Source organism: Cognatilysobacter terrigena, from assembly GCF_004361065.1.
GTDB classification, from domain to species: domain Bacteria; phylum Pseudomonadota; class Gammaproteobacteria; order Xanthomonadales; family Xanthomonadaceae; genus Cognatilysobacter; species Cognatilysobacter terrigena.
The window spans coordinates 1-24,084 of the sequence record NZ_SELT01000018.1 but is presented as its reverse complement, the minus strand read 5'-3'; the positions used below and the strand labels follow the sequence as shown (position 1 = coordinate 24,084).

Genomic DNA, 24,084 nt, shown 5'->3' with positions numbered 1-24,084 from the left:
AAGCCGTGTCCGTTCAGGCAGCGTCACGCCGCCGCGTGAACCGACGCCTCAGAACATTTCGCGCTGCAGATTGAGGGTCGTCAGCACCTTGCTCGCGATCTCCTCGATCGAGGTATGCGTGGTGCTCAGGGTCGAGATCCGCTCGGCGCGGAACATGGCTTCTGCCGCGGCGACCTCGCGGCGGCACGTCTCCAGCTGCGCGTACCGGGAATTCGGACGGCGTTCCTGACGGATCTGCTGCAGGCGCGCCGGATCGATCGTCAGGCCGAACAGCTTATGGCGGTAGGGACGCAGCCGCGGAGGCAGGCGGTCCTGCTCGAGGTCTTCCTCGGTGAGCGGATAGTTCGCCGCACGCACGCCGTAGTGCAGGGCGAGGTAGATACAGGTCGGCGTCTTGCCCGCGCGGGACACCGCGACGAGCACGAGATCCGCTTCGGAATAGTCGAGGCTCTGGCCGTCGTCGTGCGTCAGCGTGAAATTGATGGCGTCGATGCGGCGGTGGTACTTCTCGAAGTCCACCATGCCGTGCGCGCGGCCGACGTGGCGCTGGCGCGTCTGTTCGAGTTCGCGCTCCAGCGGCTCGATGAAGGGCGCGAAGACGTCGAGCATGAGTGCGCCGCTTTCGATGAGGGCGGCGCTGACTTCGGGATCCACGCACGAGTTGATCACGATCGGTCGGACACCATGGCGCTGGCCCGCTTCGCGAATGCGCGCGACCGCGTCGTGGGCGCGATCCAGTGAATCGACGAACGAAATGCGCGTCGTATCGAAGCGCGTTTCGGTGAACTGCGTGAGCACGCTGTGGCCGATCGTTTCGGCGGTGATTCCGGTGCCGTCGGAGACGTAGAAGACGGGACGCACGTCGCTCATCGAAGCTCGCTCGGTTCGCTGTCGGAACAGGAAAAACCCCGGCAAATCAAGCTTGTATGCGCGGGTCGCAGGGGCGATCATATCCGGATTCGGCCGGCGATCGCGCCCGCAAACCCCCTCGGAGACGGTCTTGAACGAGAACATCCTCTGGTTGAACGCGCTTCGCCTGACGGACCTGGCGCGCGTCGGCGGCAAGAACTCCTCGCTGGGCGAGATGATCGGCAACCTCGCCGGCCTCGGCGTGTCGGTGCCGGGCGGTTTCGCCACCACCGCGGAAGCCTTCAAGGCGTTCATCGCGCACAACGATCTGCATCAGCGCATCTACGATCGCCTCTCCACGCTCGATGTCGAAGACGTGCAGGCGCTCACCGCTGCCGGCGGTCAGATCCGCGGTTGGGTGATCGATGCGCCGCTGCAGCCCGACCTCGATCGCGACATTCGCGATGCGTACCGCAAGCTCGCCGCCGAGAATGGCGGCGGCGATGTCGCCGTCGCGGTGCGTTCGTCCGCGACCGCGGAAGACCTGCCCGACGCGAGCTTCGCCGGTCAGCAGGAAACCTTCCTCAACGTCACCGGCGAGGACGACGTCGTCCGCAAGGTGAAGGAAGTTTTCGCCAGCCTCTACAACGACCGCGCGATCGCGTACCGCGTGCACCACGGCTTCAAGCACGAGGACGTGTTCCTCTCCGCCGGCGTGCAATTGATGGTGCGTTCCGACGTCGGTTCGTCCGGCGTGCTGTTCACGCTCGACACCGAATCCGGTTTCCGCGACGTCGTGTTCGTCACCGCCAGCTACGGCCTCGGCGAGATGGTCGTGCAGGGCGCGGTGAACCCCGACGAGTTCTACGTTTACAAGCCGACGCTGCGCGAAGGCAAGAAGGCGATCCTGCGCCGCACGCTCGGCGCGAAGCAGCTGCGCATGGTGTATTCCGACGTGCCGGGTGAGCGCGTGCGCACCGAGCCGACGCCGGATGATCTGCGCAACCGTTTCTGCATCTCCGACGAGGACGTGCAGGAGCTGTCGAAGCAGGCGCTCGTCATCGAACAGCACTACGGCCGCCCGATGGACATCGAGTGGGCGAAGGACGGCGTCAGCGGCAAGCTCTTCATCGTGCAGGCGCGGCCGGAGACCGTGAAGTCGCGCGCGAAGGCGACGCAGATCGAGCGCTACCAGCTGATGCAGCGTGGCCCGGTGATCTGCGAAGGCCGTGCGATCGGCCAGAAGATCGGCACGGGCGTCGCGCGCGTCGTGCGTTCGCTCGACGACATGAGTCGCGTGCAGCCGGGCGACGTGCTCGTCGCCGACATGACCGACCCCGATTGGGAGCCGGTGATGAAGCGCTCGGCCGCGATCGTCACCAATCGCGGTGGCCGCACGTGCCATGCCGCGATCATCGCGCGCGAACTCGGCGTGCCGGCGGTCGTCGGCACCGGCAACGCGCTCGACACGATCAAGGACGGCCAGCAGGTCACCATCAGCTGTGCCGAGGGCGACACCGGTTTCATCTACGAGGGCGAGCTGCCGTTTGATCGCAACGTCGCCGACCTCGAGCACATGCCGCCGGCGCCGCTCAAGGTGATGATGAACGTCGCGAACCCGGAGCGCGCGTTCGACTTCGCGATGCTGCCGAACGCTGGCGTCGGCCTTGCGCGCCTGGAAATGATCATCGCCAGCCACATTGGCGTGCATCCGAAAGCGCTGCTCGAATACAGCCGCCAGGATGCGGAAACGAAGAAGAAGATCGACGCGAAGATCGCGGGCTATTCGAGCCCGGTCGACTTCTACGTCGATCGTTTGGCGGAAGGCATCGCGACGATCACGGCGTCGGTCGCGCCGAACCCGGTCATCGTGCGTCTTTCGGACTTCAAGTCGAACGAGTACGCGAACCTCATCGGCGGCGCGCGTTACGAGCCGCATGAAGAAAACCCGATGATCGGCTTCCGCGGCGCGAGCCGGTACGTCGATCCGTCGTTCGCCGAAGCGTTCGCATTGGAATGTCGCGCCGTGCTGAAGGTGCGCGACGAGATGGGCCTCAAGAACTGCTGGGTCATGATTCCGTTCGTGCGCACGCTGGACGAAGGCCGCAAGGTCGTCGAGGTGTTGCGTGCGAACGGGCTCGAGCAGGGCAAGGACGGCCTCAAGATCATCATGATGTGCGAAGTGCCATCGAACGCGCTGCTTGCCGACGAGTTCCTCGACATCTTCGACGGGTTCTCGATCGGCTCGAACGACCTCACTCAGCTGACGCTCGGGCTCGATCGCGACAGCGCGATCGTCGCCAACCTGTTCGACGAGCGGGATCCGGCGGTCAAGAAGATGCTGTCGATGGCGATCCAGGCCGCGCGTCGCAAGGGCAAGTACGTCGGCATCTGCGGCCAGGGCCCGAGCGACCATCCGGATCTCGCGCAGTGGCTGATGGAAGAGGGCATCGAGTCGGTGTCGCTGAACCCGGACACGGTCGTGGACACCTGGTTGCGCCTGGCCAAGGCGAAGGCCGCGACGTAAGACATCGGTCGATACCAAGAAGAAAGCCCCGCTTCGGCGGGGCTTTTTCGTTGCGGCGTGGGGAACGTGGCGTCAGCGCACGTGGTCGATCGTCACCGCGGTTTTCGCATCCGACGCAACCTGCACCGGCGCAGATTCCAGATCGCCGGGCTGCGCATTGGCGACGCCCGTGCGCGACACGCGAGCGATGACTTCGACCTTCGGCAGCTGCGAGAGGCGGCGCGTCGGCATCGGACTATCGGCGTCGGACAGCGTGACCGTGGCGGGCAGGTCGGCGAGCGTCAGGCGCTTGGCCGCGACGGGCATCGGTATGCCGCCGCGTTCGCGCGCCAGCACGAATACGGCCGCATCGGCAGGCAGTCCATCGCGCAACGCGGGCGCGATGTCGATACGGACCCTGAGGACGCGTGCCTTCGGTATTGCGGAGGCGGGAAGCGGCGGCAAACCGGCATCGCGACGCGCGTTGTCGATCTGCGTCTTCAGCGCGTTCGCCGTCGCGGGGTCGACGTTCGCAAGCAGTGGCTCCCACGTCGCCGCCGCATCGGCAGCATTCCCGGACTGGCGCTGCGCGACACCGAGGAACCAGCGCGAGCGCTGATGAGCGGGCTGGGTTTCCAGCGCACGCCGAAGCATGGCGATCGCCTCGGCGTCGAAGCGACGTTCGGGCGCCGCGATCGCGCGCGCTTCCGCCGCCTGCGCGAGGAGATCGGGATCCTGCGGCGCGTAGCGCAACGCCTGCGCGTAGGCGCGCGCGACGTCGGCGCTGCGGCCTTCGGCGCGATAAGCGTCCGCGAGCAGGCGCCAGCCGTCGGGCTGCGCGGGATCGCGTGCGAGTTCGGATTCGAGGCGGGTGACCGCCGTCGACAGCGTGTCGACTGGCTTCACCTTCGCCGGATCGAGCGCCGCGGGCGTCCCGACGAGCAGGTAGAGCGCAGATGCTGCGACGAGTCCCGCGCCCGCGACAACGCCGCCGATCGCAGGGCGTCGTCGGATCAATGGCCAGAACGCGAATACGAGGACGACGAGGCCGAGCGTCAGCGCGGCCGCGATGAACAGGTTGGTCATCACCACTCTCCGCCGTCGTCGGTCGCGACGGGAACGTCGCCGCGGTTTCGCGCGCGGTCGCGCACGACGTGCCAGACGACACCGCCGCCCGCCAGCAGCACCAGCACCGGGCCGAACCACAGCAGCCACGTCGACGGCTCGACCTGCGGCTTGTACAGGACGAACTGGCCGTAGCGGTCGACCAGGAAGCGACGGATCTCGTCGTCGCTGCGGCCCTCGCGCATCAGCTGCAGGATCTCGCGGCGCAGGTCGACCGCGATGAGTGCCTCGGAATCCGCGATCGACTGGTTCTGGCACATCACGCAGCGCAGTTCGTGCGTGAGATCGCGGAAGCGCGCCTCCTCGGCGGCATCGCGGAACTGCAGAGGGCGGCGATCCGCGACCTGCGCCGTGGCGGCGCCGATCACAAGCATCGCGGTAAGCAGGACCAACAGGAGCTTACGCACCACGTTCGGTCTCCAGCGCCTTCAGCTGCGGAAGCAGTTCATCCGCGATGATCGCGTCGGTCAGCGGGCCCACATGCTTCCAGCGGATGCGGCCGCCGGCGTCGATGAGATAGGTCTCGGGCGCGCCGTAGATGCCGAAGTCGATCGCGGTGTTTCCCGCTTCGTCGGCGACGACGAGCCAGTACGGATTGCCGAACTGCTCGAGCCAGCGCAGCGCATCGTCGCGCGCGTCCTTGAAGTCGTAGCCGATGACGCGCACGCGCTTGGTTTCGGCGAAGCGCGTGATCACCGGATGCTCTTCGCGGCACGCCGGGCACCAGCTGCCCCAGACGTTGAGCACGTAGGGTGCGCCGCGCAGGTCCGTCGCGCGAACGATGCGATCGGGCTGATGCAGCGACGGCAGTGCGAACTCGGGCGCCGGCTTGCCGATCAGAGGCGACGGCAGCGCTTCGCGATTGGGCTTGCGGCTGAGCCACACGCCGGCCGCGAGCAGCACCGCGAGCAGGCCGAAGACGGCGAGGGGAATCCAGCGCGCGCGCGTCACGACGTCGCTCCGGCAGTCGCGGTGTCGCTCGCGTCGATCGCGCTCGACGCGACGCGCGCGTTGCGGAAGCGTCGATCGGTCGCGGCAGCGAACCCGCCGAGCGCCATCAGCAACGCACCGCCCCAGATCCAGCGCACGAACGGCTTGACGTGCACGCGCACCGCCCACGAACCGCCACCGAGCGATTCACCGAGCGCGACGTAGAGGTCGCGCGCGACGCCGGGAACGATCGCGGCTTCCGTCATCACCTGGCCACCGCTCGCGTAGTTGCGCTTCTCGGGGTGCATGGTGTCGACAATGCGACCCTTTTCGGAGACCACGATCGTGCCGCGATCAGCGACATAGTTCGGGCCTTGGAGACGCTGCACGCCGTCGAAGCGGAATTCGTAGGCGCCGAGTGCGACCGTTTGCCCCGGCTTGAGCGCGAGTTCGTGCTGTTGCGCGAGACCTTCGACCAGCAGCGCGCCGGCGAGGAATACGCCGAGCCCGGTGTGCGCGAGGATCATGCCGACCATCTCGGCGGTGAAGCGACGGCCCGCGTTGCGCACGCGCTGCAGCACGAAGCGCGCGGTACCGAACGTCACCCACACGGCGCCCGCGATGCCGAGCGCGCTCTTCCAGCCACCCTGCGGCAATGCGACGAATGCGCCGATGCCGGACAGCAGCGCAAGCACCACGAGCGGTGCCAGCAACTTCGCCGGACGCGACGGTTCCTCACGCTGCCAGCGCGTCAGCGGCCCGAACGGAAGCAACGCCGCGAGCAGCGCCATCAGCGGAATGAAGAACGACGCGAAGTAGGGCGGGCCGACCGAGATCTTGCCCATCTCGAGCGCGTCGGCCAGTAACGGGTACAACGTGCCGAGCAGCACCATCGCGCAGGACGCACTGAGCAGCACGTTGTTCACCAGCAGCAGCGTGTCCCGGGAGAACATCGCGAAGTAGCGGTTGGGCGTCGACGTCGCATCCGGCGCCTTCAGCGCATAGAGCAGCAGCGAACCGCCGACGACGATGCCGAGGAAGATCAGCACGAACGTGCCGCGCGTGGGGTCGGCCGCGAACGCGTGAACGCTGGTCAGCACGCCCGAGCGGACGAGGAACGTGCCGAGCAGCGACAGCGAGAACGCCGCGATCGCGAGCAGCAATGTCCAGCCGACGAAACCGCCGCGCTTCTCCGTCACCGCCTGCGAATGGATGAGCGCCGCGCCGGCCAGCCACGGCATGAAGGAGGCGTTCTCGACCGGATCCCAGAACCACCAGCCGCCCCATCCGAGTTCGTAGTACGCCCACCACGAACCGAGCGCGATGCCGACGGTGAGGAACGCCCACGCGACGTTCGTCCACGGACGCGTCCAGCGCAGCCACCGCGTGTCGACGTCGCCTTCGAGCAGCGCCGCGATCGCGAACGCGAATGGCACTGAGAAGCCGACGTAGCCCGTGTAGAGCATCGGCGGGTGCACGATGAGGCCGGGATCCTGCAGCAGCGGATTGAGATCGCGGCCTTCGAGCACCGCGGGCAGCAAGCGCGTGAACGGGTTGCTGGTGAAGATCAGGAACGCGAGGAAGCCGACGGCGACGATGCCCATGACGCCGAGCACGCGCGCGACGACGTGACGCGGCAACGCCTTGGAGAACGTCGCGACCGCGCCGGTCCACAGCGCGAGAACGAGCGCCCACAGCAGCAGCGAGCCTTCGTGCGAGCCCCAGACCGCGGAGTAGCGATACGCCATCGGCAGCAGCGAGTTGCTGTTCTCGGCGACGTACTTGACCGAGAAGTCCTGCGTCACGAACGCGTGGGTCAGCACGCCGAACGCGATCGCGATGCAGCCGAGCTGCGCGTACGCGGCGGGACGCGCGACGTCCATCCACGACGTGATGCCGCGTTGCGCGCCGATCAGCGGAAGCGTGGCCTGCGCGATCGCGACGACGAACGCGAGCAGCAGCGCGAACTGGCCGATCTCGGGCAGCATCACCATGGCGTTCACTGCATCGCTTCGGTGGGCGCGGCCTGCGACGGCGTCGTATCCGCCTCCGCGGCGACGTCGTGCTTCCGATGCGCCTTGCCCATCTTCTCGGCGACTTCCTTCGGCATGTAGGTCTCGTCGTGCTTGGCGAGCACCTGCTCGGCGACGAAGCGGTCACCCTGCATGCGGCCGGTCGCGATCACCGCCTGATCCTCGCGGAACAGGTCGGGCAGGATGCCGGTGTAGACGACGGGCATCACGCGGTCGCCGTCGGTGACGTCGAAGTGCGCTTCCATCGAGCCTTCCGCGCGCTTGAACGAACCACGCGCAACCATGCCGCCGAGGCGGAACTTCGCCTCGCCGTCGCGCACCTTGGCGCCGGCCTGGCCGGACAGGATCTCGGCCGGCGTGTAGAGGTAGGCGACGTTGCGCTGCAGCGCCATCGCGACGAGCGTGGCGGCGAGGCCCGCGCCCAGCACGAGCGCGACGAGCCACATCAGGCGGCGGCGACGGATCGGATTCATTGTGTTTCCACGGAACGGTTCGGACGCGCGCGCACGGCGTCGCGCTGCTCGCGGCGGCGCGCGGCGCGAAGGTGGCGCAGGATCTGCACGCGCGTCGACAGGAAATCCCAGCCCAGCACGACGGCGAAGACCGCATACGCGGCGGTGACGTAATTCGCGTAGCTCATCGCGCGCCTCCCGCAGCCTGCGCGACCCAGCTCTTGCCGGCTTCGCGACGCAGGTTGTCGGCGCGCGCACGTGCGAGCAGTGCACCTACGAACCAGACGTGCGTGCCGATCACCATCCAGATCAGCGGCGTCATCATCGACGCGTCCATCGACGACTTGCCGAACAGCCGGATCGTCTGCCCCTGGTGCAACGAGTTCCACCACACCACGGAGTAATGAATGATCGGCAGCAGCACGACACCGACGACCGCAAGGAACGACGCCGCACGCGACGCGATGCGGCGATCGTCGATCGCGTTGTAGATGCCCATCACGCCGAGGTAGAGGAACAGCAGGATCAGCTCGGTGGTCAGGCGCGGATCCCAGTCCCACCACGTGCCCCACATGGGCTTGCCCCAGATCGAGCCGGTGAGCAGCGTGATCAGCGTGAATGCGGCGCCGATCGGTGCGCAGGCCATCGCGAGGATCTCGCACAGCTTGATGCGCCAGATCAGCGCGATCGCGGCGTAGAGCGCCATCGCGGCGAACGCGGCCATCGACATCCAGGCCGACGGCACGTGGATGTAGAGGATGCGGAAGCTGTCGCCCTGCTGGTAATCGGCCGGCACCGTGAACAGCGCGCCGTACATGCCGATCAGCATGGTCAGCAGCCCGATGCCGTACGCCCACGGCGCCCAGCGCGCGGCGAAGCGGTCGAAGTACGGCGGCGAGCCGAGTTGGTGGAACCAGCGGACCAGCGGATTCATGCGGACATCGGAGCAGGCAGGACGCCCGCGTAGGGGGAAGTGTCCCGGGCCGTGGCCGGCGGGCGCTTGATCAGACTCAATTCGACGGCCTCAGTTCAGCGCGATCCGCAACGCGGCGGCCGCGGCGACCGGGGCCAGCAGCAGGCTCGCGACCAGTCCGGCACCGAGCAGCAGCAGTGCGCCGGTCGGGTCCAGACCCTGCGAAGCGGCGACGACGCTTCCCGCGCCGAAGACGAGCACCGGCACGTAAAGAGGCAGGGCCAGCAGGGCCACAAGTATACCGGAGCGCTTCATTCCGACGGTCAGCGCAGCCACCACCGCGCCGATGAGACTCAGCAACGGTGTACCCAATGCGAGCGACGCCATCAGGACGGGAAGCTGGCTCGTCGGAAGGTGCAGCAGCAGGCCGAGCACCGGCGTGGCGACGAGCAGGGGCAAGGCGGTCGTCGCCCAGTGCATCGCCGTGCGGACCAGGACGAGCCATGGCAACGGGACCGGCGCGAGCATCCACTGCTCGAGCGAGCCGTCCTCGGCATCGGAGCGGAACAGGCCGTCGAGCGACAGCTGGCCGGCGAGGAGCACCGCGAGCCAGAGCACGGCGCTCGCCACCTTCGGCAGCAACTTTTCCTCGACACCGAGGGCGAGGGCGAACAGGACCACGACCAGAACGGCGAACAGCGCCGGCTGCAGCGCGTCGCTGCGTCGACGCCAGAGCAGGCGGAGGTCGCGGCGGACGAGCGCGACCGCAGCCGTGGCGAGTCCCGGACCGCGCATCATGACGGCCGCTCCAGTTCCAGCAGCCGGGTGCGAACCGGTGGCGCCGCATAGGCGCCGTGGGTCGTCAGCAGGGTCGCGCCGCCGTCGTCGAGATGCAGCCGGATCAGCCGGTTGACCAACTCGATGCCCTCGAGGTCGAGGTTCGCGTAGGGCTCGTCGAGCAGCCAGAGCGGGCAGGGCGACAGCCAGAGCCGGGCGAGGGCGAGGCGCTTGCGTTGGCCCGCGGAGAGCTGTCGGGCGAGCTGGTCCTCGTAGCCCGCGAGGCCGACGAGATCGAGCGCGTCTTCGGCGGTGAGCCCGGGGCGGCGGCCCTGCAGGCCGGCGAGGTAGTCGAGATTCTCGAGCGTCGACAGGTCGCCCTTGAGCCCGGACAGATGGCCGACGTAGCCGATGACGCCGGCCCGCTCGGCAGGCGTCGCAAGGCGGCCGTCGATGCGGACATCGCCGGCATCCGCGCGCAGCAGCCCGGCGAGGACGCGAAGAAGCGTCGTCTTGCCGGCGCCGTTGCCGCCCTGGACGAGCAGCACTTCGCCCACGTCGACCGACAGGTCGAGCGGCCCGAAGACGGGTTCGTCGTCGCGGGAGAAGCGCAGGCCGGTGGCGTCGAGCAGCGGCGGTCGGGAGGCGTCGGGCATCGGCGTTCAAAACGGCCGATGGCCGCAGCCGCTCATTCTATCCAGTCGACATCCGGCAGGTCCGCGCCGCCGGGTGGCTTCGGCATGAGCATGTGCAGGCGCACCGGTTCGCCGGTCAGCCAGGCGAGCACGCCGGCCTGGCCGAACTCGCGGCCGAGCGCGTCGGCGCGGTCAGCGTCGAGCCCGCCGATCAGCCAGCCGGCCTCGCGATATGCGCCGTCGGGTGCCTGCGCCCAGGTGCGACGGCATTCCGCGCCAAGGGCGGCGATGTGCGCGGCGAGCGCGTCGTCGGCCTCGGCGTTGTCGCGGACCGGTTGCGATTCCGCGGCCGGATTCCATGCGGTCACGAACGCATACATCGACGCGGGAAACCGCGCCTCGACCTCCGCCGCGCGTTCGCCCACGCCGAGTTCGAGCGCCGTTTCGCCGAACTCGACGCAATACCGCGCGGCGGCAAATGCGCGCGCGAGCGCGATGGGATCGTCCTGCGTGGTGTCGTCCTGCGTCCCGTGATCGCTCATGCCGCCATCCGTCTCCATTCCGTACACTCGTGGCCCCTTCGACAGGCCCCGCGCGAATGACGCCCGAGACCAAGCTGCCCAAGGTCGGTACGACCATTTTCACCGTGATGTCGCAACTCGCCGTCGAGCACGGCGCGGTGAACCTGGGGCAGGGCTTCCCCGACTTCGACGTGCCGGCGCGCCTGGTCGAAGCACTCGATCGCGCGATGCGCGAAGGCCGCAACCAGTACTCGCCGATGACGGGCGTGCCGCCGCTGCGCCTCGCGATCGCAAACAAGACCGAGCGCTGCTACGGATATCGTCCCGACGCTGATGCCGAAGTGACGGTGACGTCGGGTGCGTCGGAAGCGATCTTCGACGCCGTGCACGCGGTGGTGCGCCCGGGCGATGAAGTCATCGTCCTGGACCCCTGCTACGACTGCTACGAACCGGCGATCGATCTCGCCGGCGGCGTTGCGGTGCATGTCGCGCTGCATCCGGAGACGTTCGCGCCGGACTGGCCCGCCATCCGCGCCGCGGTGACGCCGCGTACGCGCATGATCATGATCAATTCGCCGCACAACCCGTCGGGTGCGATGTGGTCGGCGGACGACATGCAGCAGCTGATCGCGCTGCTCGACGGCACCGGCATCTACCTGCTGTCGGACGAGGTGTACGAGCACATCATCTTCGACGGCCGACGCCACGAGTCGGCGTTGCGATATCCCGAGCTTCGCTCGCGCGCGTTCGTGATTTCCAGCTTCGGCAAGACCTATCACTGCACCGGCTGGAAGATCGGCTATTGCATCGCGCCGCCGGCGCTTTCGGTCGAATTCCGCAAGGTGCACCAGTACAACACCTTCTGCACGTTCACTCCGGCGCAGTTCGCGTTCGCCGAGATGATCGAGGCGGAGCCCGAACACTACGAGCAGCTTGGCGCGTTCTACGAAGCCAAGCGCGATCGCTTCCGCGAGCAGCTGCTGACGACGAAGCTTCGTCCGCTGCCGGTACCGGGCGGCTATTTCCAGCTCGTCGACTACTCGGCGGTAAGCGATCTGCCGGATGCCGAGTTCTGCCGCTGGCTCACGATCGAGAAGGGTGTCGTCGCGATTCCGCTGTCGCCGTTCTACGGCACGCCACCTTCCGGCCAGCGCCTTGCGCGCCTGTGCTTCGCCAAGAACGAAACCACGCTCGACGCCGCGATCGAGCGTCTGCAGAAGCTTTGAGGTCCGCCATGGCTCATCACCATCCCGACGATCGCGAAATGGCCCGCGCACTGCGCGTCAGCCTCGTGCAGGGCGACACGCGCTGGCACGACCCGGACGCGAATCGCGAGTACTACGGCGACCTGATCGGCGCGCTGCACGGCACGACCGACTTGGTCGTACTGCCCGAAACCTTCACCAGTGGCTTCTCCAACGACGCGATCGACCGCGCCGAGACGATGAAGGGCCCGACTGTCCAATGGATGCGCGACTGGGCAAAGAAGCTCGATGCCGCGGTGACCGGCAGCGTGCAGCTGCGCACCGAGAATGGCGTCAGCAATCGCCTGCTGTTCGTCACCCCCAACGGCGGCGTGCAGTACTACGACAAGCGCCACCTGTTCCGTTACGCCGGCGAGCATGAGCGTTACGCGGCGGGGCGCGATCGGCTGGTGCTCGAGTGGCGCGGCTGGCGCATCTGCCCGCTGGTCTGCTACGACCTGCGCTTCCCGGTGTTCTCGCGCAACCGTCTCGACGTCGAGCGCCCGAACGATCTTGACTACGACCTGCTTCTGTACGTCGCCAACTGGCCCGGAGTGCGCGGCCACGCATGGCGCACCTTGCTGCGTGCGCGTGCGATGGAAAACCTCTGCTATGTCGCCGCCGTGAATCGCGTCGGCACGGACGGCAATGGCCTGACGTACGCGGGCGACAGCGCCGCGATCGACTTCCTCGGCAATCCCGTTAGCGAATGCGGCGAAATGGAAGTGGTGACGACGACCACGCTGCTGCTCGACGAGCTGCACGCGCACCGCAAGCGCTTCCCCGCGATGCTGGACGCCGATCGCTTCGAACTGCTGTGAGCGCCGCCGACCTCAGACGAGGCCGGTCAGGTAGTAGAGCGCGATAACGACGAGCACCGCCGCCGTCTTGATCAGCGTGACGGCGAAGATGTCGCGATAGGCCTGACGGTGCGTCAGGCCCGTCACCGCGAGCACGGTAATGACCGCGCCGTTGTGCGGCAGCGTATCCATGCCGCCCGACGCCATCGCGGCCACGCGGTGCAGCACGTCCATGGGAATCCCCGCAGCCTGCGCCTGCGCCATGAACTGCTGGGCCATCGCGGCGAGCGCGATCCCCATGCCACCCGATGCGGAACCGGTGATGCCCGCGAGCGACGTCACCGTCACCGCCGTATTGAGCAGCGGGTTCGGAATCGACGACAGCGCGTTCGATACGACGAGGAACCCCGGGAGCGCGGCGATCACCGCGCCGAAGCCGTACTCCGACGCCGTATTCATCGACGCCAGCAGCGCGCCACCGATAGCAGCCTTGCTGCCTTCGACGAAGCGCGACGTCACCGGCTTCCACGCGAGCACCAGCACGCTCGCGATGCCGATCAGCAATGCGCCTTCCACCGCCCACACGCCAGCGACCTTCGCGGTTTCCTGCACGACGGGCGCGGCATCGCCGATCACCGCGGGATCGAAGCTCGTCGACTTGCCGTAGAAGCCCGGAATCCACGCCGTGAACAGGCGGTTCGACACGCCGACCAGGATCAGCGGCAACAGCGCGATCCATGCACTCGCGAGGCGGTCGCCCTCGAAACGTACGGGCTCGTTCACCAGTGTCGCGGGGTCGCCATAGCCTTCGCCCGCAGCCGCCGCTTTGCGGCGTCGCGATTCGAGATAGATCAGGCCGACGATCAGGATGAACACGCCGCCGAGCGTGCCGAGGAGCGGCGCGGCCCAGGCCGTCGTGCCGAAGAACGTCGTCGGAATGATGTTCTGGATCTGCGGCGTGCCGGGCAGGGCGTCCATGGTGAACGTGAACGCGCCGAGCGCGATCGTGCCGGGTATCAGGCGCTTGGGAATGTTGCTCTGGCGGAACAGCTCCGCGGCGAACGGATACACCGCGAACACCGCGACGAACAGCGACACGCCGCCGTAGGTGAGCAGCGCGCAGACCAGCACGATCGACAGGATCGCGCGCTTCGCGCCTACGACGCGGATCGTGGCCGCGACGATCGCGCGGGAAAAGCCCGAGAGTTCGATGAGCTTCCCGAACACCGCGCCCAGCAGGAACACGGGGAAGTAGAGCTTGAGGAAGTTCACCATCTTGTCCATGAACAGGCCGGTGAACATCGGCGGCACGAGCGATGGATCGGTGAGCAGCACCGCGCCGAGCGCGGCGATGGGGGCGAACAGGATCACGGAGTGGCCGCGGTAAGCCACGAACATCAGGAAGGCCAGCGCGGCCAACACGATCAGGAAGGCCATTGCGGCTCTCGTCCCCAGGATGCGCGCCAGTATCCGGAGCGCCGGCGACACCGGCATTGTCCGAACGTACAACTGCCGGCCGCGAGGGCCCGCGACTACCGTGCACCGCATCACGGCGCGGTCCGTCCGCGCGATCACGTCATCCGGTCACTGGGGAGAGTCCTTCGATGCGCCGCAAGAACTTCAGCCGCAACCATCTCGGTTTCGCCATCGCCTGTGCGCTGCTCGCGCCGGCCGCGTGGGCGCAGGACGCTACCACCACCAACGACCCGACGGCCGAGCGCAAGCTCGACCAGATCACCGTGACCGCCCGCAAGCGCGAAGAGACGCTGCAGGAAGTGCCGGTCGCGGTGACGGCATTCACTCCGGAAGCGCTCGACAAGCTCAACGTGCGCGACCTCGGCGATCTCGACACGCAGGTGCCGAACCTCACGATCTATGCCGCACGTGGCTCGACCAGCACGGTGACGGCGTACATCCGCGGCGTCGGCCAGGCCGATCCGCTGTGGGGCGTCGATCCGGGCGTCGGCATCTATCTGGACGACGTCTACCTCGCGCGTCCGCAGGGTGCGCTGCTCGACGTGTTCGACGTCGACCGCATCGAAGTGCTGCGCGGCCCCCAGGGCACGCTGTACGGCAAGAACACCATCGGCGGCGCGATCAAGTACATCTCGAAGGGCCTGCCGAAGCAGCTCGACGGTTTCGGCTCGGTGACGATCGGCAACTACAACCGCCTCGACGTGAAGGCCGGTATCGGCGGCCCGCTGTTCGGTGACGACAGCGGTCTGCGCGGTCGCGTGTCGGTTGCGAGCATGAATCGCGACGGCTACGGCACGAACCTCTACACGGGCCAGGACGTCAGCGACAAGGAGATCAACGCGATCCGCGCGGAACTCGGCGCGTTCGCCGGCGACAACTTCGACGTGCGCTTCGCGTTCGATTGGATGGACGACCAGTCCGGCGTGCGCGGTGCGCAGATGCTGGCGAAGAACCCGCTCGCGCCGACGTACGCGCCGCTGGACAGCCGCTACGACATCCGCAGCGGCATGGGCAACGTCAACGACACCCAGATGAAGGGGATTTCGGCGACGGTCAACTGGAAGCTCCACGACAACTTCGCGTTGAAGTACGTCGCCGCCAAGCGCGAGTCGGACACCGACACCAACATCGACTTCGACACGCTGCCGCAGCCGCTGGTCGACGTGCATGCCACGTACTTCGACAACCAGGTCAGCAACGAGCTGCAGCTGAACTACGACGCGGGCGGCCGCGCGCGCGGCGTGATGGGCATCTATGGCTTCAACGGCGATGCCGGCGGCCAGGTGCTGAACCACTTCTACAATCCGCTGCTGGCGACGTCGCTAACGAACCCGCTGTTCGGTGATACGCAGGGCTACGTCAACACGAAGTCGCTCGCCGTCTATGCCGACTGGACGTTCGACCTGACGCAGCAGCTCAAGCTCGACGTCGGCGCGCGTTATACGGACGAGGACAAGCACGCCGTCGCGCTCAACCGCTTCTACACCAACGGCAGCTACACCACGTCGTGGGGCACGGCCGCCAACTTCGACAAGACGGTCAACTTCAAGAACGTCTCGCCGAAGGTCTCGCTGGATTACCAGATCACGCCGGGCATCATGGTCTACGGCCTCGCGTCGCGCGGTTTCAAGTCGGGCGGCTACAACCTCCGCGCGAACACCACCGCGGTGCCGCGTTCGGGCGAGCCGTTCCAGGACGAATCGGTCGACAGCCTGGAGCTCGGCAGCAAGATGTCGCTGCTCGACGACACGCTGTTCCTGAACCTTGCGTACTTCCACAACAACTACAAAGACATCCAGCTCTCGGTCTTCACCTCGTACACGTTGCCGAACGGCAGCCAGAGCTTCTTCGGCGACTTCACGAACGCCGGCAAGGGCACCGTGCAGGGCGTGGAAGTCGAGTACCAGTGGCTGCCGACGCAGCACTGGGCGATCAGCGGCAACCTCGCATGGCTGGATGCGAAGTACGACGAATTCATCACCTCCGGCGTCAATGTCGCGAGCACGCAGTACTTCACGAACGCGCCGGAGTTCTCGGGCGCGCTCAACGTCGAATGGCGCACGCCGCTCGCGAACGGGGGCGACCTGTCGGCGCGCCTCGGCTACGCGTACCAGACGGCGGTGTGGCCGACGACCGACCTGAGTCCTGCGATCCGCCAGGGCGCGTATGGCCTCGTCAACGCCGGCGTGATCTGGAAGATGAACGACGCATGGTCGTTGTCGCTGCAGGGCTCGAACCTGACCGACACCGAGTACCGCACGACCGGCTACAACATCGCCGCCTATGGCGTCCTCACGGGCTTCTACGGTCCGCCGCGCGAGTATTCGCTGACTGCACGGTATGACTTCTGACCGACGCCGAAGGCGGTCGGAGTCGCGACGGCGGGCCCCCGGGCCCGCCGTTGCTTTTTGCGCCTGGCGTGCAGCCACACGGCGCAGCGACTAAGCTCGCGGGGCAGGGGACGTCCGTCCGCGACGCACGCGAAGCCGCACCATTCATGTCCATGACGCCGCGATGCTGAACCCCGGCATCGTCACCGCCGCGAGCCTCGCCTGGCTCGGCCTGATGTTCTTCGCCGCGTTGCAGGCGGAACGTCGGCCGGCACTCGGCGCACGCCATTGGCGTTACGTCTACGCGCTCTCGCTCGCGGTGCATTGCACCTCGTGGACGTTCTACGGAACGGTCACGCAGGCCGCGCGCTACGGTTGGCCGGTGCCGCCGACGTTCATCGGCGCCATCCTGCTCTACGCGGTCGGCATCGGCGTCATGCTGCGGCTCATCCGATTGGCGCGCGATACGAACGCGGCGTCGCTCGCCGATCTCATCGCGACGCGTCTCGGCAAGGATGCGTGGCTCGCCGCAACCGTCACGCTCGTCATCGCGCTCGGCCTCGTGCCGTACATCGCGTTGCAGCTGAAAGCCGTTGCGATGAGCTTCTCGACGCTGGCGGTCGGGCGCATTTCGAACGGCGGGCCGCCTTGGCGTGACAGCGCGCTGTACGTGGCGATCGTGCTGTCGGTATTCGCGATCCTGTTCGGCGCGCGACATGCGAAGGCGACGGAACACAACCGCGGCCTCGTGTTCGCGATGGCGCTGGAATCCGCGTTCAAGCTCGGCGCGATGCTCGCGGTGGGCGCGTTCGTGCTGTTCGGCGTCGATGTGCCGAACGTTGCGCCGGTCGCGCCGACACCGTCCGGCGGCTTCACGCCCTTCGTCGTGCTCGGCGCGCTGGCGATGTTCATCCTGCCGCACCAGTTCCACGTCGCGGTCGTCGAATGCCAGGAGGAACGCCACGTGCGTACCGCGCGCTGGCTGTTTCCGCTCTACCTGCTGCTGATCGCGCTGCCCGTCTTGCCGTTGGCGCGTGCCGGTGCCGCGTTGCTGGGCGATCGCGTGCCGTCGGACCTGTACGTGCTCGCGTTGCCGCTGTCACAGGGGCACGAAGGTCTCGCCCTCACCGCGTTCCTCGGCGGTCTCAGCGCGGCGACGGGCATGGTCGTCGTCAGCACGCTCAGTCTCAGCCTGATGATCGGCAACCACTGGTTCGCGCCCGGTCTCCTGCGCGGTGCGTGGACGCGTCGCGGCGACGGCGATCTCAGCGGCCGCGTGCTCGCATTGCGTCGCACCGGCATCGTCGTCGTCATGCTGCTGGCGTGGGCGTACAGCCGCGTCATCGGCGGCAGCGAAGCATTGGCCGACGTCGGCGCCGTGTCGTTCTCGGCGCTCGCCACGCTCGCACCTGCACTCGCGTTCGCCGTGTGGCGTCCGCAGACGCCGCCGCGCGCAGCCATGGTGGGCATCCTCGTTGGGTTCGCGACGTGGGCGTGGGTGCTGGTCGCGCCGTCGTTTCTCGACGCGGCGACCGTTGCGCGCGGCCCGTTCGGTATCGACTGGCTATCGCCGGACGGGCTGTTTGGTCTCACGGGCTGGACGCGCCTGGGCCGCGCGGTCGGCGCGAGCCTGTTCATCGGCACGTGCGCGACGCTGGTAGGCGCCGCGTCGTGGACCGGCACGCCGCGTCGCGCCTATCGCGGTCTCGACGCCGCGACGTTGCGCGCCGCCGGCCTGCGATTCCTGCCGCGCGAGCGGGTTGCGCAGTTGTTGCACGGTGTTGGCGCAGGGCCCGTCCCGGCGCCCGTGGAGGAGCGCGTCGAACGCGAACTCGCGGGCGTGCTCGGCGCGGCGTCGGCGCGTGTGCTGCTCGATGCCGTACGTCGCGAATCGCGCGACCTCGAAACCGTCGCGACGATCGTCGGCGAAGCGTCGGCCGACCTGCGCTTCAACCAGCGCCTCCTCGAAGCCGCCCTGCAGAACATGAGCCAGGGCATCAGCGTCGTGGACGCAAGCCTGCGGCTGGTCGCTTGGAATCGACGCTATGCCGAGCTGTTCGGGTTCCCCGACGAGCTGTTGCAGGTCGGCCGCCCGATCGCGGACCTCGCGCGTTGGGCGATGCGCGAAATCCGCTACGAAGGCGACATCGAACGCGCGCTCGATCGACGTCTCGCCTTCATGCGTGCCGGCACGCTCCATCTGTCCGAGCGCGTGCTGTCTGACGGCAGCATCATCGAGATCCGCGGGAATCCGATGCCGGGTGGCGGATTCGTCGCGACCTTCACCGACGTCACCGCGTTCCGTCGCGCGGAGTCCGGCCTGTTGCTCGCCAACGAAACGCTCGAGCAACGCGTCGTCGAGCGCACCATCGAACTCGAGATCGCGACGCGCGAAGCCGAGCGTGCGAACCACGCCAAGAGTCGTTTCCTGGCCGCGATCGGCCATGACCTCATGCAGCCGCTGCACGCGGCGCAGCTGTTCGTCGATGCGCTGGGTGACGACCTCCAGGATCCGCGACAGCGCAACACCGTCGTGCAGGTGCGCGGTGCGCTGGAGTCGACGGTCGAGCTGCTGTCGGGCCTGCTCGACATGTCGCGGCTGGAAGCCGGTGGGCTCGTGCCGCAACCGCGCGCCTTCGCGCTCGCCGACGTGCTCGACCCGCTCGCTTCCGAGTTCCAGGCGATCGCCGCGGCGCGCGGCCTGCGCTTCCGATATGTGCGCACGGCGACGTGGGTCAGGACGGACCCCCAGCTGCTGCGTCGCGTGCTGCAGAACGTCCTCGCGAATGCGGTGCGCTACACGTCGGAAGGCGACGTCCTGCTCGGCGTGCGGCGGCACGGCGCCACCGTGCGCATCGAAGTGCACGACACCGGCCCCGGCATCGAGATTTCGCGACAGCGCGAGATCTTCGAGGAATTCCGTCGTGGCGACGACGCACCGGGGCAGGGCCTCGGCCTGGGTCTTTTCATCGCGGACCGCATCGCCGCGTTGCTGCGCGCGCCATTGCATCTGAGCAGCCGACCCGGTCGCGGGACGATGTTCGCGATCTCGCTCGATGCCACGCCCGTGCCGCAGCGTGCGCCGGTGCCTGCGATCCCGCAGCGCCTTGCCGGCCTGCGTGTATTGCTGCTCGACAACGATGCCGCCGCGCTGTCGGCGACACGCGGCCTGCTCGAACGCTGGGGCTGCGAAGTGGCGGCTGCACGCGATCGTCGCGAGGCGATCGCGGCCTGCGAAGCGATCGATCCGGCGCTCTGGCTGCTCGACTATCACCTCGACGACGGGGATACGGGTCCCGACGTCGCGCGCCTGCTCGAAGGCCGCTTCGGTGCCCGGCCCACGCTCGTCGTCAGTGCGGATGCGAGCGCCGACGTCCGCCGTCGCGTCGAGGATTGCGGCTACCACCTGCTCGCGAAGCCGTTGAAGCCGCTGGCGCTGAAGTCGTTGCTGGATCGGCTGGTCGTCGCGGGCGAACGCCCCGCGCTGTCGATCGACTGACGATCAGGGCTCGACGAGTCGCGCCGGATCGCTGAGTTCGAGCTCGCGCAGCACGACGCTGGCCTGCGTGCGGTTGCGCACGCCGAGTCGCTCGAAGATCGCGGACAGATGCGCCTTCACCGTGCGCTCCTGCACGTCGAGCCGGTCGGCGATCTGCTTGTTGAGCAGCCCCTGCGCGACGAGCGTCAGCACGCGGAACTGTTGCGGCGACAGGCTGGCGAGACGCGCCGCGAGGTCCGCATCGGTCGATGAACTTTGCGTGCGTGCGACCGACACACGCAGCGCCGCCGGCAGCCACTGCTCGCAGGCCAGCACGGCGCGGATCGCATCGCGCAGTTCGTCGAGGCCCGAACTCTTGGGCAGGTAACCTGCGGCGCCGTGATCGAGTGCGCGACGCACGACGCGCGGGTCGTCGTTCGCGGAGACCACGACCACCGCCACATGCGGATACTGCGCACGAACCGCCGCAAGCCCCGCAAGCCCGTGATTACCGGGCATGTGCAGGTCCAGCAGCACCAGATCGATGTCCGGCTCGCGCTCCAGCACCGACAGCACGCCGTCGAGCGAGTCGGCCTCGTGCACGACGAGTCCGTCCACGGCATCGCGCGCAGCGCCGCGGAGTGCGGCCCGGAACAGCGGGTGGTCGTCGGCGACGAGGAGGGCGGGCATTACTGGACCGTCCAACCCCCGTCGACGTCGATCGTGTGGCCGGTGACGTTGCGGGCCGCCGACGACATCAGGAACGCCGTGATGCCCGCCAGTTCCTCGAACGTGATGAACACGCCCTTCGGCATCGGCTTGAGCATGACGTCGCTCACCACCTGCGACTCGGGAATGCCGCGCGTCTTTGCCTGGTCGGCGATCTGCTTGTCGACCAGCGGCGTCTTCACGTACGTCGGGCAGATCGTGTTGATGGTGATGTTGGTGTCTGCGGTTTCCAGCGCGATCACCTTCGAGAAGCCGAGGAGACCGTGCTTCGCCGCGACATACGCGCTCTTGAACGGACTCGCGACCAGCGAATGGATCGAGCCGATGTTGATCACACGACCGAAGCCGCGTTCGCGCATGCCCGGCAGCACCGCGCGCGTGAGCCGCGCGACACCGATCAGCATCACCTGCACGAGCAGTTCCCATTTCTCCATCGGGAAATCCTCGAGCTTCGACACGTGCTGCAGGCCCGCGTTGTTGACGAGCACGTCGACTGGTCGCGACACGGCGGCGAGCACGGCGGCGACGCTCTCGTCCGACGTCACGTCCAGTGCATGCGCTTCGGCGCTGCGGCCTTCGTCGCGTATGGATTTCGCGACGGCCTGCGCGGCATCACCCGACAGGTCAGTAACGACGACATGGTGGCCGTCGCGCGCGAGTTCCGTCGCGATGCCGGCGCCGATGCCGCTGCCGGCACCGGTCACGAGCACGCAGCGCGGCGTGGATGCGAATTCGGTCATGGGATCCTCCTGCGCCCAGCCTACCAACGCGCCGTGCCGGCCGCGTGGTACGAACGTACGATGCCGCCGCGCCGGCCGCTTGCTAGGGTGGCCGCATGAACACGACCCGATCCTTCGCCACGCTGCTGTGCGCGGGCGCGCTCGCTCTGGGCAGCTGCGCCAGTCTTCCCCAGGATGCACGGATGGACACGTTCGCCACGCCTCGCGTCACCATCCATCGCGACGGCGACGACCTGCTGACCGCCGGCCTCGGGCTCGCGGGCCTGCGTGCCGTGGCGCCGACGTTCGCGGACCCCGCGCATCCGACGCCTGCCGAACTGCGCCGCCGCGCGATCTGGTCGAACTGGCACGGCATCGCCGACCTGACGCCCGCCGGTGGTTACGGCACGTTGTACGGCTCTACGGCGAACGTCGTCGGTCGCGAGTACGCCACGTTCGCACGCGTTCCGGGCGCAACGCAGCCGCATCGCGTGACGGTGCAGGTGCCGGACAACTTCGATGCGTCGAAGCGCTGCGTCGTCGTCGCGCCGTCGTCGGGCTCGCGCGGCGTGTATGGCGCGATCAGCGTCGCGGGCGCGTGGGGCCTGCCGAAGGGATGTGCCGTCGCGTACACCGACAAGGGCGGCGGCACCGATTACTTCGACCTCGACGCGGGGCAGGGCGTCGCACTTGACGGCACCGTGCAGGCCGCAGGCAGCGCGCCGCTTGCGTTCGAGCCGTCGCAGCCCGGCGGTCACGGCGTCGCGTTCAAGCACGCGCATTCCGGCGACAACCCCGAGAAGGACTGGGGCGTGCACGTGAAGCAGGCCGCCGAGTTCGCACTGCGTGCGCTCGACGAGGCATTCCCGCAGCAGGCGCCGTTCCGCTTCGACAACACCAAGGTCATCGCGGTCGCGATCTCGAATGGCGGCGGCGCGGTGTTGCGCGCAGCGGAACTCGACGGCGATTGGCTCGATGCCGTCGTCGCGGGCGAACCGAACATCAACGCCGGTGACGCGCCGCCGCTCTACGACATCACCACCGAAGCCGCGCTGCTGATGCCGTGCGCACTCGGCCACCTGCAGATGCCGCTGCCGCCGACGGCGGGCCCGAAGTGCGGCGAACTCGCGGAAGCGGGGCTGGTCAACGGCGCGACGGATGCCGACCGCGCAAGCGATGCGTACGACCGCCTGCGCACGCGCGGCTGGACCGATGACGCGTTGCGTTCGGGCGCGCTCAGCGTGTCGTTCGACTTGTGGAAGTCGATCGCCGCGACGTACGCCTCGGCCTACGGTCGATTCGGCGCGAACGAACATCCCTGCGGTTTCACCTATGCCGCAGTCGACGCATCGGGCACGCCGCGCGCCGCGACCGACGTCGAACGTGCCGCATGGTGGGCCGACGCCAGCGGCATTCCGCCGGGCGCGGGCGTCATGCTTGTTCCGCCGAAGCAGGCGCCGATCGATGCATTGCGCTGCCTGCGCGATCTGTGGGCGGGCAAGGGTGCCCCGTCGGATCGCGTGCGTGCCGGGGTTCGCGAGACGCACGCATCGCTGCCGCGCGCCGGCATTCCGATCACGATCGTGCACGGCGTCAGCGACGGCCTGATCCCGGTCGCGTTTACCAGCGCGCCCTACGTGCAGGCCGCGCGTGCGGCGGGTCGCGACGTGCGCTTCTGGCAGGTACGCAACGCGCAGCACTTCGACGCCTTCCTGCAGCTGCCGCCGGTGGGTGCGAATTACGTGCCGCTGCTGCCGTACGTGTATGCCGCGCTCGATCGCACGTGGTCGCATCTGTACGACGGCGCGCCAATGCCTGCCGATGCAATGATTGCGACGACGCCACGCGGCGCAGCGGCGGAACTCACCGCGCAGAATCTCGCGATTCCGACGAACTGATCCAACGGGCGCGCGACGCGATCGCGCATCGCCGCGGCGGAAGCACGCGTCGCCCGGATACAAACGAAAACGGCCGCCCGAAGGCGGCCGTTTTCTTTAGCCGATCTCAGCCCCGCGGGCCGCGTCCGCCACCCGGACGACCGCCACCACGCGGGCCACCCGGACCGCGACCGCCCGGGGCGCGCCCGCCGGGGCCGCTCGGACCGCCGGGACCACGAGCACCCGGCGGACCCGAACGCTGCGGACGCGGGCCGCGTGGACGGTCGTAGCCGCCGGCGCCCGGGTTCGCATGATCGGACGGGAAGCTCGGTGCATTGCCCGGATGTCCGTAGAGATGCGAGCGCTGGCCGCCCGGCTTCGGGCCGCCCGGCTTGCGACCGCCGCCCGCGCCATAGGGACCACCGCCGCCGCCGGCGCGATCGTCGCGCGGACCGCCCGGACGTCCACCGCCGCCACCGTAAGGCGCGCCGCCACCACCGCCTGCGCGGTCATCGCGGAAGCCACCGCCGCCCGGTCGACCGCCGCCACCGGGGCGACCGCCCGCCGGACCGCTGCCGCCCGGACGCGGACCGCCCGGCTTGCCGCCGAACGGCTTGCGGCCGCGGGCGTCGGGATTGCGATGCCCGCTCGGGCCGGTGTCGACACCGTCCGGCACGTACCAGGTGCGGA

20 protein-coding genes and 1 pseudogene are annotated in these 24,084 nt (G+C 68.2%); 6 read left to right on the top strand and 15 right to left on the bottom strand.

What is annotated here, in order from left to right; translation table 11 throughout:
* Positions 1-48: 48 nt before the first annotated feature.
* Positions 49-870 carry a posphoenolpyruvate synthetase regulatory kinase/phosphorylase PpsR gene (gene ppsR / locus EVS83_RS10975; protein WP_133501089.1) on the bottom strand — a complete coding sequence of 274 codons (822 nt, stop codon included), beginning with the start codon at positions 868-870 and terminating at the stop codon, positions 49-51.
* Positions 871-1,000: 130 nt separating this feature from the next.
* Here ppsR and ppsA point away from each other — a divergent pair, with 130 nt between their 5' ends.
* On the top strand, positions 1,001-3,376 hold the full coding sequence (gene ppsA / locus EVS83_RS10970) for a phosphoenolpyruvate synthase (RefSeq protein ID WP_133501088.1): 2,376 nt from the start codon (positions 1,001-1,003) through the stop codon (positions 3,374-3,376).
* A gap of 72 nt (positions 3,377-3,448) precedes the next feature.
* Here ppsA and EVS83_RS10965 read toward each other — a convergent pair whose 3' ends face one another.
* The 10 genes from EVS83_RS10965 to EVS83_RS10920 all read right to left on the bottom strand — a co-directional run bounded on the left by EVS83_RS10965 (position 3,449) and on the right by EVS83_RS10920 (position 10,762).
* Complete coding sequence (locus EVS83_RS10965; protein ID WP_246022888.1) at positions 3,449-4,441, bottom strand: tetratricopeptide repeat protein; 993 nt, start codon at positions 4,439-4,441, stop codon at positions 3,449-3,451.
* Complete coding sequence (locus EVS83_RS10960) at positions 4,441-4,854, bottom strand: cytochrome c-type biogenesis protein (protein ID WP_133501134.1); 414 nt, start codon at positions 4,852-4,854, stop codon at positions 4,441-4,443. Before EVS83_RS10960 ends, EVS83_RS10965 begins: the two co-directional genes overlap by 1 nt.
* A 25-nt stretch (positions 4,855-4,879) precedes the next feature.
* On the bottom strand, positions 4,880-5,431 hold the full coding sequence (locus EVS83_RS10955; protein WP_133501086.1) for a DsbE family thiol:disulfide interchange protein: 552 nt from the start codon (positions 5,429-5,431) through the stop codon (positions 4,880-4,882).
* The gene (locus tag EVS83_RS10950) at positions 5,428-7,398 is read right to left on the bottom strand and encodes a heme lyase CcmF/NrfE family subunit (RefSeq protein ID WP_133501133.1); all 1,971 of its coding nucleotides are present in this window, start codon (positions 7,396-7,398) and stop codon (positions 5,428-5,430) included. The genes EVS83_RS10955 and EVS83_RS10950 overlap by 4 nt, the downstream gene beginning before the upstream one ends.
* An 11-nt stretch (positions 7,399-7,409) precedes the next feature.
* Positions 7,410-7,916, bottom strand: a complete 507-nt coding sequence (ccmE, locus tag EVS83_RS10945; RefSeq protein WP_133501085.1) for a cytochrome c maturation protein CcmE — start codon at positions 7,914-7,916, stop codon at positions 7,410-7,412.
* The gene (ccmD, locus tag EVS83_RS10940) at positions 7,913-8,083 is read right to left on the bottom strand and encodes a heme exporter protein CcmD (RefSeq protein ID WP_133501084.1); all 171 of its coding nucleotides are present in this window, start codon (positions 8,081-8,083) and stop codon (positions 7,913-7,915) included. Before ccmD ends, ccmE begins: the two co-directional genes overlap by 4 nt.
* Positions 8,080-8,829: a heme ABC transporter permease CcmC gene (gene ccmC / locus EVS83_RS10935; RefSeq protein WP_133501083.1), complete on the bottom strand. Its 750-nt coding sequence runs from the start codon at positions 8,827-8,829 to the stop codon at positions 8,080-8,082. The genes ccmD and ccmC overlap by 4 nt, the downstream gene beginning before the upstream one ends.
* Before the next feature lie 90 nt (positions 8,830-8,919).
* Positions 8,920-9,606, bottom strand: a complete 687-nt coding sequence (gene ccmB / locus EVS83_RS10930) for a heme exporter protein CcmB (protein ID WP_133501082.1) — start codon at positions 9,604-9,606, stop codon at positions 8,920-8,922.
* Complete coding sequence (ccmA, locus tag EVS83_RS10925; protein ID WP_133501081.1) at positions 9,603-10,241, bottom strand: heme ABC exporter ATP-binding protein CcmA; 639 nt, start codon at positions 10,239-10,241, stop codon at positions 9,603-9,605. Before ccmA ends, ccmB begins: the two co-directional genes overlap by 4 nt.
* A 32-nt stretch (positions 10,242-10,273) precedes the next feature.
* Entirely contained in the window at positions 10,274-10,762 is a 489-nt protein-coding gene (locus EVS83_RS10920; RefSeq protein ID WP_166636885.1) for a DUF3293 domain-containing protein, read from the bottom strand.
* 56 nt (positions 10,763-10,818) lie between these two features.
* Between EVS83_RS10920 and EVS83_RS10915 the strand changes: the two genes are divergently transcribed.
* Complete coding sequence (locus EVS83_RS10915) at positions 10,819-11,967, top strand: pyridoxal phosphate-dependent aminotransferase (RefSeq protein ID WP_133501079.1); 1,149 nt, start codon at positions 10,819-10,821, stop codon at positions 11,965-11,967.
* Between the two features lie 38 nt (positions 11,968-12,005).
* A complete protein-coding gene (locus tag EVS83_RS10910; RefSeq protein WP_133501132.1) occupies positions 12,006-12,806 on the top strand; it encodes an amidohydrolase in 801 nt (266 codons plus the stop codon).
* A 12-nt stretch (positions 12,807-12,818) separates the two neighbouring features.
* Here EVS83_RS10910 and EVS83_RS10905 read toward each other — a convergent pair whose 3' ends face one another.
* The gene (locus tag EVS83_RS10905; protein ID WP_133501078.1) at positions 12,819-14,222 is read right to left on the bottom strand and encodes a GntP family permease; all 1,404 of its coding nucleotides are present in this window, start codon (positions 14,220-14,222) and stop codon (positions 12,819-12,821) included.
* 167 nt (positions 14,223-14,389) lie between these two features.
* On the opposite strand from EVS83_RS10905, the gene EVS83_RS10900 reads away from it, so the two are divergent.
* Together EVS83_RS10900 and EVS83_RS10895 are read left to right on the top strand one after the other, a co-directional pair.
* Positions 14,390-16,612 (top strand): TonB-dependent receptor, encoded by a 2,223-nt coding sequence (locus EVS83_RS10900; RefSeq protein WP_133501077.1) that lies wholly within the window; start codon positions 14,390-14,392, stop codon positions 16,610-16,612.
* Positions 16,613-16,775: 163 nt separating this feature from the next.
* On the top strand, positions 16,776-20,090 hold the full coding sequence (locus tag EVS83_RS10895) for a hybrid sensor histidine kinase/response regulator (protein WP_133501076.1): 3,315 nt from the start codon (positions 16,776-16,778) through the stop codon (positions 20,088-20,090).
* Between the two features lie 3 nt (positions 20,091-20,093).
* Here the strand turns inward: EVS83_RS10895 and EVS83_RS10890 are convergent, their stop codons facing one another.
* Complete coding sequence (locus EVS83_RS10890; RefSeq protein ID WP_133501075.1) at positions 20,094-20,759, bottom strand: response regulator transcription factor; 666 nt, start codon at positions 20,757-20,759, stop codon at positions 20,094-20,096.
* Positions 20,759-21,538, bottom strand: a complete 780-nt coding sequence (locus tag EVS83_RS10885) for a 3-hydroxybutyrate dehydrogenase (RefSeq protein ID WP_133501074.1) — start codon at positions 21,536-21,538, stop codon at positions 20,759-20,761. The genes EVS83_RS10890 and EVS83_RS10885 overlap by 1 nt, the downstream gene beginning before the upstream one ends.
* Before the next feature lie 95 nt (positions 21,539-21,633).
* Here EVS83_RS10885 and EVS83_RS10880 point away from each other — a divergent pair, with 95 nt between their 5' ends.
* Entirely contained in the window at positions 21,634-23,415 is a 1,782-nt protein-coding gene (locus EVS83_RS10880) for a 3-hydroxybutyrate oligomer hydrolase family protein (RefSeq protein ID WP_246022886.1), read from the top strand.
* 106 nt (positions 23,416-23,521) lie between these two features.
* Here the strand turns inward: EVS83_RS10880 and EVS83_RS15690 are convergent.
* A pseudogene (locus tag EVS83_RS15690) lies at positions 23,522-24,084 on the bottom strand (hypothetical protein); the annotation flags it as partial.